Raw genomic sequence first — 10,162 nt, forward strand, 5'->3', positions numbered from 1 at the left:
TCACAGCGAGGTGGTCACGATTCTCGTTCGGGATGCGCATACCACACCAACGAGCTTCAGCGCGGGAAGCAACACCTTGATTCTCTGCAAGCCCTAAAGGCTGTCCCGCAAAGATCGGTTGGGTGTCCGGCCTCGGGACGTGTTTGAGAAGCGGACACTGTGCTTGGTCTATCAAGTTCGATGGGACAGCGGGGTGCCGCCGCTGCGCCACGACGACGGCCACCCTGCCACGAACTGGCCAGGGCCCGGGGCGCTGTGCCCTGGGCTTGCGGCCTGTCAGGCGGCCGTCCCGCCCGCGTTGCGGATCAGCCGCTGGAGCACCTTCACCGTGGTGACGTAGTCCGCGTCGTCGATTCCCTCGTGGAGGACCGCTCCAATCGCGGGCGCGATACTGGCCATGTCGACGCGTGCCTGTTCTCCCTGTGTGGTGAGCCACAGCCGGTTCTCGGCGTCCCGGGTCAGCCAGCCGCGCTCCAGGAGCACTTCGGCCTCCGCCGCCAGATCGTCCTCGGGCCGGATGTAGGAGGTCATGGCCTGGCGCAGCTCGGGCAGGGTCATCCCCTCTCCGTCGGGCGAGATGTCGTTCTTCGACAGGTTGCGCAGCAGCCAGAACTGGGGCTGGGTGTAGCCCTTTTCGGCCTGCCGGGCCCGGATGTACGCGATGAGCGCCTCGTAGGCGACACCGGTCCAGTACGCGGCGGGCTGGCTGGCGATTTCGGCATCGGAGAGCTGCTGGGTCGTCATGGAATGTCCCCTCCAGATACTTCAGTGTGGAGCCCGCACACCGTGCAGGTCATGCGAAGAACGTAGGACCTCAAGTGCGGTTGAGGTCAAGCGAGTGATCTCCCCGGTAGCCGTCGGCGCGGGAACGAGGAGCTTCTGCCTGCGGCCCCTGGCCGAGGGGGCACTTGAGACGTTGACCCCTGTCGAACGACCATCGGGTCGCTAGAAAGCTTCCTGTAGCACCTGGTCACAGGTGGGATGATCTTCCGGTGGCTAGTGTGATCACGGCATCGGAACCGTCCTGGAGGCGCTGTCACGTTGGCGGGTGGGTGTGGCCTGCGGGCTCCCCGCGGTGAAGGGGCCCGCCTCTCCGCTCACGCCGCGCGCCCGCGTCGCCGCGGCATCCGACCAGCCGCGTCCCCGGCCACCTCGGTGTCCGCGCGGAAAGCGCGGAACAGCTCCGGCAGATCCCGGACCGCCGCCCGGTCGACCGCCCGCCGGTGCAGCCGGTAACGCAGCCACACCCGTAAGGCTGGCACCCCCACGACAGCGGGCACCCCCAGATACGACATCACTGCATACAGATCCATCTCTCGCTCCCCCGTCGGCCCGGGGCGCCTGCTGCCCCGGGCCCCTTTACGATTGCGCCGCCGCGGAGGATGCGGGAGAGGGAACGCTGTTGCCACCCACCCGGGAACGTCGCCGGGCCGGATCTGCGAGCGGGGGACTCGGGTGTCGGAGTGCCGCATCTGCTGGGAGGTGCGGGGGAGCGTGATCCGGGCGCCTTGGTAGAAGGCGTAGAGCATCAGGCCCGAGCAGTCGTAGCCGCCCTTGGCGGGGCCCGTGGTGCTGCCGCCGCCCCACACATAGGGGGTGCCGCGCTGCGCCATCGCGGCGTTGACGACGGCGCTGGCCCGGCCGGTCGCCGTACCGCCTGTGCTGTCTCCGGTGGCGGGCAGGCGGTTGGCTTCGTTCACTTTCAGCAGCAGCGTTTGTCCGGCACTTTGGGCAGCATCTGGAGGTCGATGGGCACGCGAATGTTCACGAGAAATGGCTCTGGCTCGACTTCTGTTTGCGCCGTGAGGCGCTGTTGGTTCGAGTGGAGGTGGAAGACCTGCACCAACCCGCTGTCGCAGCAGTCGGGTTGAAGCTGAGGGCAGCCTGATCCGGGTGATGCCGGGGAGGGTGAGAGCGGCCCTGACAAAGCCGGGACGTGTCCAGTACTGCCAGATGGGGCGGGTCCGGCAAGCGTGATGGAGAGGAGTACGCGAGGAACCGGCGTTTTACGTCTCTTAAAGGGACACCGGCTCGAACCTGGCGGATCAGGGCCGGAAGTGGTGCGTATGCAGGTCATCCTTTCGGGTGGTCTGACAACTCCTGGGTCGGTCTACGAAAGCTGGCCGGGAGGCCACGAGGAAAGCCTGCGGCGTACTCGTGGCGATGCCGCAGGGACACAGTCGGGCTCCTCCTTCATCGAGCGAACCACAGTGAACACGGGAACTGTTCCAAGCCTCGCCTCATCACCTGCCTCCAGCAGGCCGACCGGGCTGAGCGCATCGACCGCTGATCGGTTGGGGACGGGGCGGAGCCGCCGTAGTACTCCGAGGCCGGGAGAGCCGGCTGCATGGGGAAGGGCGGCAGCGGTATCGAGAAGGGAAGGACGCTGCAATGCCGGAAGATGCCCCGCCGAATGGCGGAGCTCCGGGCCCTGGGGCCCGGGTACTGGAGATGCAGACCAAGCTTCACCGTTGGACGGTGGCCGATCCCGGCCGCTGGTTCGATGACCTGTTCAACTTCGTGCACGACCCGGCGACGCTGTTGGCGGCGTTCGACCGGGTCGCGGGCAACCGGGGAGCCCGGACTCCCGGCGTCGACGGCCTGACAGCCACCGACGTCGAGGAGTCGATCGGTGTTCCCGGATTCCTGAACGACCTGCGGGCCGCACTCAAGGACGGCACGTTCCGTCCCTTGCCGGTGCGGGAACGCAGCATTCCCAAGCCGGGAGGCTCGGGGAAGGTCCGCAAGCTCGGGATTCCGACGATCGCGGACCGGGTCGTTCAGGCGGCGCTGAAGCTGGTGCTGGAACCGATCTTCGAGGCCGACTTCAAGCCGGTCTCCTACGGATTCCGGCCCCGACGGCGGGCCCAGGACGCGATCGCCGAGATCCAATACTTCGGCACCCGGGGATACCGCTGGGTGCTGGATGCGGACATCGAGGCGTGCTTCGACTCGATCGACCACACGGCTCTCATGGACCGAGTGCGTCACCGGGTGAAGGACAAACGCGTCCTGGCGCTGGTCAAAGCCTTTCTCAAAGCCGGAATCCTCACGGAACTCGGCGAGAACAAGGAGACACTGACCGGCACCCCGCAAGGCGGCATTCTGTCCCCACTGCTGGCGAACATCGCCCTGTCGGCGCTCGACGAGCACCTGCACAGGCCCTGGGAACCAGGCGGGGCGATGGCCACCGAAGGCAAACGCGCCTACCGGCGCCGCAAAGGTCAACCCACGTGGCGGGTCGTCCGCTACGCGGACGACTTCGTCGTCCTGGTGCACGGCACCGAGGCCGACACCGCGGCACTGCGCGAAGAAGTCGCTCACGTGCTCGAACCTCTGGGACTGCGCCTGTCGCAGGCCAAGACCCAGATCGTGCACATGAGCGATGGGTTCGACTTCCTGGGCTTCCGCATCCAGTGGAAACGCAAGGGAGGCACGACCAAGTGGCACGTCTACACCTTCATCGCCGACCGGCCCATCCGGTCGCTGAAGGCGAAGGTCCGTGCTCTGACAGGCAGGACATCGCAGCAGGATCTTGCCACCGTGCTGAAGAGACTCACTCAGATCATGCGCGGTTGGGCCAACTACTTCAAGCACGCTGTCGCCAAGCATGTCTTCGACAAGCTCGACGCCTTCGTGTGGTGGCGTCTTATCCGCATGCTGCGGGAACGTCACCGATGGAGTTGGGGCGACGTCCGCCGCCGGTTCACCACCCCCACCGGGCGGTGGCTTCCGATCGAGGCGGACGGGGTTGAGCTGTTCCGGATCGCATCAGTGACGGTCAGCCGTTATCGATACCGGGCCAGCACGATCCCCACCCCTTGGCAGCCTGCGAACCCCGTCTGACGGCAGAGACCGTGGAGAGCCCGTTGCGTTGAGAGACGCACGGCGGGTTCGGCGAGAGGTCCGGAGAAACGGACCGGGAGCAATCCCGGCACCGCGCTCCGGGCCTACTCAGCGGTGGTACGGCGCTCCCGCTCGTACCCGAATCTCGGCGATCCCGCTGACCTGCTGGTTTCCCACGTCCGCCGCGCCGTCCTTGCGATCGACAGGCTGGCATCACAGAAGTTGAGCCAGAACCTGAGTTTGGGAGGCATGGCGGCTCTTGCCAGGGCAGCATCGGGATGCTCTTGATGAAAGGCGCTGGTCATGCCGCAGATGTCGAAGGTCGAGCTCGCCTTTCCCTTCGCTCAGCGGCCCAACAGACGCAGCAACCGGGCTTGGCGGGCCTCCCCGGCCACGGGTGGAGCCCCTGGGACGGCGAAGAAGCGGTGGGTAGTGTCGGCGGAGACAGGTGACTCCGCCAAGCCGGCGTAAATTTCGGCGAGGTGCTCTTCGATCCAGGCGACGAGCTCCGGATCGAGCTTCTCGGGAGCGTTGACGGCTCGGGCCAGGTCCCAGGTGTGAATGGTCGCGTCCGTGGTGCGGACTGCGAGGGCCTGTTCTCCGGTCACCGGGCCGAGAGGGTAGTCGAGAATCTGCTGGAGGGCGCCCGGCCTCCGGAACGCCTCTGCGCACTCCCGCACCGACCGGATGTAGGCACCTACCGGATCGCTTCCCAGAGCGTCCTTGTCCCGGAGCCGGAGGAAGTCGGCGGCCGAGCCGCCATCCAGCAGAGAGACGTAGTTGAGGTTTCCCCGGGTCATGTGGTTGACGAGGTGGTGTACGTCCCACTCTGCGCAGGGGGTGGGTGCCGTCCACTGCTCGGCCCGTACCGCGCGCAGCCTGCGGGTGAACTCGGAACCGGAGAGTAGATAGCGGTCGATGATGCCAGCGAAGCGGTATGACATGGCCGCAGCGTAGGAGTGCAGAAGGCGACGTGCTGGCGGAAATCAGCCGCCGAGCCCCGGAGGCACGCCCGCCGGCCACTTGCCCGAAAGGTGGGTCTCCTGGACTGAGCCAGTAATGCCGTCACTTGCGGATGTCGTTTGTCGATGAGTGCGGGAGTCACTCTGATTGCCGCCGGATCGACGTTACGGCAGCGTTTCGCTCACCCACCGAGCACAGCCCGGCGCCCCGGAGGCCCCAGCGACCGTCCCCAACGCGTGCACGGGCACGGTGTACCGCACGGCGGCGAGGGCGGCTTCGTAGCCGCATACGGCAGGGCACCGCGATTTGAGTGGCTCACAGTGCCCCGTGCGGTTGCTGCACGCCCGTGCACGCGCCGCGTTCAGCAGGTGGAGCTGCGGACCTTCGCGAAGGCGTCGTTGGCGACCTTGACGTAGATGGTCTTCTTGTTCTTGCGGTTGTACGTGATCGAGTAGTCCATCCCGTAAGAGATCTCGAAGTCGACCTTGAAGCAGCGTCCCTTCTTCACCTGGAAGACGTCCCAGTCCTGGGTGCCCTTGGTCCGCTCGCCCGCCTTGAGGTAGTTCCACTTTTGGTTTCCGCAGGTGGGTTTCTTGGTGGTGGCGTCGCCGGTGCCGGTGTAGTCAAGGCACCAGTTCTTCAGTGCGTAGAAGCCCTTGCCACTATCGTTCCAGGTCTGGGAGCACCAACCCGGGTCGCACGAACCGCCCGCGCTCGCGCTGGGCGCCGGGCCTGCCAGGGTGGTGGCGGTCGCGATAGCCACCACAGCGGCCGCGGACCTGACGTGCTTGAGTACAGAACTTCCAGGCATTGCCATGCCTTTCCCCTTTGTACGGTCGATCGGCTGGTTCAGGCCGACCTGTCCGACGTTAGGGGCGCCCGCGCGGACAGCACCAGGTGTTTCGGGTGAGGCCGAATTCAGCCGGCGGCGAGTTCGCCGAGACCCGGCAGACCGCGTTCACCTGTGAAGTTGGGGACGCGCTGCGGACAGCTAGCCTGAGCATGTGAGCGAGAATGAACCGCCGCTGCTTGCGGAAGGCGCGGCCGGTCAGGTCCGGCGCCTTCACCACTGCCGCATCCGGGACGGTGGTGCGGCGCCGGCGCCGCAGACGCACTCCCTGAAGGCCGATGGCCCGCATGATTCTGGCAACGCGCTTGTGATTGACCGTCTGACCGCCCTCGTCGCGGAGCTCGGCGGTGACTCTCCGTAAGTGCCGTCGGAGTCCCGGTGGGCCTTGCGTATCCGGGCCGCGAGCCGGGGCCACCGCCACCGAATCCACGGCCAGTGCTGAGAGGCAGCAACCGAGACGATTCCCCTACGAGGACGGCGCGTACGCGGCACAGCACCTGATCCACAAGATGCCGTCAGACGAGCTCAACAAGATGCTGGACCTGCTCATAAAACACAGAGACAGCCAGAGACCGTCCCTGCCAGCTGATCTCGTTCCAGCCCGCCACAACGTAGGGGCATCGACTGCGAGGGCCAGCCTCCCGAATCTGGGAAGCTGGCCCTTCGCATGTCGGAAATCCCCGCCACGGCCGACGCTGAGAGCGGGCGGTCGGTGGCGGTACGTCGACCAGCACAAGGGCGTCGATGTGATGAAGTAGATGCGCCAGGTCGGTCAGCTGGCGGGGTCGTCGGCGGCGGTGTACACCACAGCCCCGACGAGTCCCGGAACCGAACCAGGCGCATGTGATGTCCCTTCGGGGTACGTATGGGTGTCGATTCGCAGGGAGCGGATGTGGAAACTGAGATCGTCCAGGCAGTCGATCAGATGGGCCCGTACGTGGCCGCCGCGCTCGCCGCTTACGGCGCCAACGTCTTCTCCCGGGCCGAGGACGCCGCCGCCGATGCGGCGGTGAACGCCGGACGGCAAATCCTTCTCAGGGTCTGGAACCGCATCTCACCGACGCGCCGCGCCATGCTGCAGCAGGCCGTCGAGGACGCGGTGACGACCGGGCCTGCCGCCGACGACGGAGTTGCGGCCCTGCGCGTGCAGCTTAGGCACGCGATGAGCGAAGATCCGCAACTTGCCGAGGAGTTGAGAAATCTGCTCGCGAGCGCCCCACGAACGGTCACCGCGTCCGGGGAGCGGTCGGTGGCCGTCGGCGGCGAAATCACCGGCGTCGTCAGCACAGGTGACGGAGCCCGCATCACGGTTCACGGCGGTCACACGACAGACCCGACCTCGTCATGAACGCCTCGGGCGCGCACCATGCCTCCGGGGCCCGGTCTATTGCGGCCGATGCGCTTTCAGGGTTCGCCAACACCGGTGACCACGTCAGCGTCACCGTGCTGACACAGCAGGACCTCCAGAGCGCGAAGGAGGTCAGCGCGCCTCCGCACTGTGGGAACCTGCCGTACCCGCCGGATCGGGCGTTCGTTGGCCGCGACGCCCAACTGACAAAGCTGTGCGAGCTGTTCAGGCCGTACGAGGGTGTGGAGCAGACCCGCTCCCACGTGGTGCACGGCATGGGCGGTATCGGCAAGAGCACCCTCGCCGTGCATTACGCGCACCGCAACCGGGAGCATTACAGCCTGATCTGGTGGATCAACGCGGACTCCCTGGCGCAGATCGACGCCTCCCTGGCCGCCCTCGCTGCGTACCTGCACCCCCAGTGGGCAGCCGGCGTCGGTGTGGAGGCGCGGGTGGCCTGGGCAAGTGTCTGGCTGCAGTGGCACCCCGGATGGTTGCTCATTTTCGACAACGTGGACGAACCACGCGACGCCGAACCGTACCTCGGCGGGCTGACCGGCGGCCACCATCTGATCACCAGCCGCCGCGCCCATGGCTGGTCCAGCGCCCGGGCCGTCGGCCTGGACGTGCTCGACGACACCTCGGCGGCCGACCTTCTCTACGAACTTGCCTGCGGCGAGTCCCCCGACCGCCGCAGCCCGCAGTACGCCGACGCCCGCGCGCTGGCCACCGCCCTGGGCAACCTGCCACTCGCCCTTCATCAAGCTGGCGCCTATCTGCGGCAGACCGGGACGACCCTGGTCTCTTTCTACAACGACCTGGGGCTGATGCTCGACGAGGCCGCTTCCGGCATCGACCCCGAGCGCACCATCGCACGGGTGTGGAACGTGACCCTAGCCGCCATCGAGGAACAGAGCGACACGGCGATCACTCTGCTGTATGCCCTGGCCTGGCTGTCCCCCGACGACTGCCCACGCGGACTGCTCACCCCGCTGTGCCCCGACGGACGCACACTGAACAAAGCCCTGGGCGTCCTCGCGACCTACAACCTCGTCCACCTGACCGGCCCTGTGGTGCGCATCCACCGCCTCCTGCAGCTCACCCTGCGCCGCACTCCGGATCCCGCCGGGCTGTCGCTGACGATCCTGCCCGCTGCGCGGGGGCGCGCCGAGGCAACCCGCGTCCTGCGCCACGCCCTGTACCCCGAGGGTGCGGAGAGCCCGGCACCGCAGGCGACGTGGGATCTGTGCCTGTCCCACCTCCTGGTGCTGGTCTCTACGGTGCCGGACGGCTACGACGACGCTCCCGCCCTGCCGTTGTACCTCGAAACCGCCGAACGCCTCCACGAGCTGGACCTGGATGACCAGGCGCTGCCGCTGTGGGAGGGCATCCTGCACGTGTACGAGCGCTCGCTCCCGCCTGACACGCCTGAAGCACTCCACGCACGGCACCGCATGGCGGGGGCCCTCATGGAAGGCGGGGAGTCTCACCGGGCCCTGAGGCTCCTGGACGGGGTCGTCGCCGACCGCACGCGACTGCTAGGAGCCGACCACCCCGACACCCTGGAGAGCCTCAACGATTTGGGCGCCTGCCGACTTTTCGAGGGTGAGGTGCAGTCCGCCGAGGCGGTGCTCGCTCGCGCGGCCCAGGCCCGCGAGCGCGTCCTGGGGCGAAGCCATCCCCAGACGCTCAAGAGCCGTGGCTACCTCGCCACCTGCTACGCAATGCAGCGACGGCCAGGCGAAGCGGTGTCCCTCCTGGAACAGGTGGCCGCCGAATCGGCACACATGCTGGGCCCCGACCACCTCGACACGCTGGAATACCGCGATTTGCTCGCCGGGAGTCTCATGTTGACCTCGCGCCTCGACGAGGCAGTGCGCCTCCAGGAGGCCCTCGTAGCGGACTGCGAGCGTGCGCTGGGCGGCGACGACCCGCACACGCTGAGCGCCCGCACGAACCTGAGCGCATACTACGTCATGGCGGGGCGGACGCAGGATGCGATCGTCCTTCAGGAACGGGTCGTCCGTGACCAGGAGCGGGTCTTCGGCACCGTCCACCCCGGCACCGTGACCGCGCGCGTGGAATTGGCCAGCACATACCGGGACGGTGGGCAGAAGGAGGCCGCAGTCGCCCTCCTTGAGGTAGCGGTTGCCGACTGCGTGCGACACCTGGGCGCCGACCATCCCCACACCCTCAAGGCCCGGGCCAAGCTCGCCGACTGCTACAAGAACGCCGACCGCGTGGCGGAGGCGGTCATGTTGGGGGAAGGGCTGGTCGCTGACTACGAGCGCGTCCTCGGGGCTGACCACCAAGAGAGTCTGGGAGCCCGCAGCAGCCTTGCGGACATCTACATGTGCGCCGGCCGCTTGGAAGAGGCGATCAGCCTCCACGAACAGGTCGTCGCGCACTGCACGCGCGTACTGGGCGCTAACGCTCTTTTCACCCTGATGGCAGGGACCCAGCTCGCCTATGACTACTTCCAGGCGGAGCGGTTCGACGACGTTGTACGCATCGGAGAATCGGCGATGGCAGCCCTCGGCCGCGCCCACATGCTTACCTCACATTTCCGCTACGTGCTCACCTTCTCGTACGCGAAGCTGGGGAACATAAATGAGGCCATTGCCCAGGGTGTTCAGGCATTGGTGGACTGGGAGCACATCCAGGGTGCCGACCACTCCAATACGCTCATCCTCCGTCGTGTCCTCAGCGACTGCTACTGGGGGGCAGGGCAACAGGAGAAAGCCATCGAGCTGATGGAGCAGCTGCTTGCCGACAGCGAGAGGGTTCTGGGCCCTGACCATCCCGACACCCTCGAGTTTCGCTACAGCCATGCCTGGAATCTTGGGCAGATGGGTGAGCGTGCGGAGGCGGCGAGGTTGTTTGCCGAGGTCGCTGCGGACCGGGCACGCGTCCTGGGCCCCGACCACCCCGAAACCCTGCGAGCCCGCCACCACCACGCCTATTACCTCGGGAAGGCAGAAGAAGAACCACGAAACTGACCGCGTTACTCAGAGCGGCACACAGCGCCTCGGAAGGTTGCCGGACCGCACGGCCCGGCAACCTGAACCGCCCCGGGTTCGGTAGAGATCTCAGATTGTGGTTTTGACCTGGGGTTTCGCGGTGGTGAGGTAGTAGTTGGTCTCGTATTCGACGGG

General features: G+C 66.9%; 8 protein-coding genes. 3 read left to right on the forward strand and 5 right to left on the reverse strand.

Features of this window, described 5'->3' with window-relative positions; all coding sequences use genetic code 11:
• Positions 1-276 precede the first annotated feature (276 nt).
• Positions 277-744 carry a MarR family transcriptional regulator gene (locus ACWCQ6_RS34030; RefSeq protein ID WP_451095898.1) on the reverse strand — a complete coding sequence of 156 codons (468 nt, stop codon included), beginning with the start codon at positions 742-744 and terminating at the stop codon, positions 277-279.
• Between the two features lie 353 nt (positions 745-1,097).
• Positions 1,098-1,700 carry a C40 family peptidase gene (locus ACWCQ6_RS34035; RefSeq protein ID WP_451095900.1) on the reverse strand — a complete coding sequence of 201 codons (603 nt, stop codon included), beginning with the start codon at positions 1,698-1,700 and terminating at the stop codon, positions 1,098-1,100.
• Between the two features lie 751 nt (positions 1,701-2,451).
• Here ACWCQ6_RS34035 and ltrA point away from each other — a divergent pair.
• Entirely contained in the window at positions 2,452-3,846 is a 1,395-nt protein-coding gene (ltrA, locus tag ACWCQ6_RS34040; RefSeq protein WP_451095902.1) for a group II intron reverse transcriptase/maturase, read from the forward strand.
• A 344-nt stretch (positions 3,847-4,190) separates the two neighbouring features.
• Here ltrA and ACWCQ6_RS34045 read toward each other — a convergent pair whose 3' ends face one another.
• The 3 genes from ACWCQ6_RS34045 to ACWCQ6_RS34055 form a co-directional block, all read right to left on the reverse strand.
• Positions 4,191-4,790, reverse strand: coding sequence for a TIGR03086 family metal-binding protein (locus ACWCQ6_RS34045; protein WP_451095905.1), 600 nt, complete (start codon positions 4,788-4,790; stop codon positions 4,191-4,193).
• A gap of 380 nt (positions 4,791-5,170) precedes the next feature.
• A complete protein-coding gene (locus ACWCQ6_RS34050; protein WP_451095907.1) occupies positions 5,171-5,626 on the reverse strand; it encodes a hypothetical protein in 456 nt (151 codons plus the stop codon).
• A 52-nt stretch (positions 5,627-5,678) separates the two neighbouring features.
• The gene (locus tag ACWCQ6_RS34055) at positions 5,679-6,089 is read right to left on the reverse strand and encodes an IS3 family transposase (protein ID WP_451095909.1); all 411 of its coding nucleotides are present in this window, start codon (positions 6,087-6,089) and stop codon (positions 5,679-5,681) included.
• Between the two features lie 435 nt (positions 6,090-6,524).
• Between ACWCQ6_RS34055 and ACWCQ6_RS34060 the strand changes: the two genes are divergently transcribed.
• Both ACWCQ6_RS34060 and ACWCQ6_RS34065 read left to right on the forward strand, forming a co-directional pair.
• Positions 6,525-7,007 (forward strand): hypothetical protein, encoded by a 483-nt coding sequence (locus ACWCQ6_RS34060; RefSeq protein WP_451095911.1) that lies wholly within the window; start codon positions 6,525-6,527, stop codon positions 7,005-7,007.
• Complete coding sequence (locus tag ACWCQ6_RS34065; protein WP_451095913.1) at positions 7,004-10,006, forward strand: tetratricopeptide repeat protein; 3,003 nt, start codon at positions 7,004-7,006, stop codon at positions 10,004-10,006. Before ACWCQ6_RS34060 ends, ACWCQ6_RS34065 begins: the two co-directional genes overlap by 4 nt.
• Positions 10,007-10,162 lie beyond the last annotated feature (156 nt).

Source organism: Streptomyces sp. NPDC001880 (assembly GCF_053594575.1).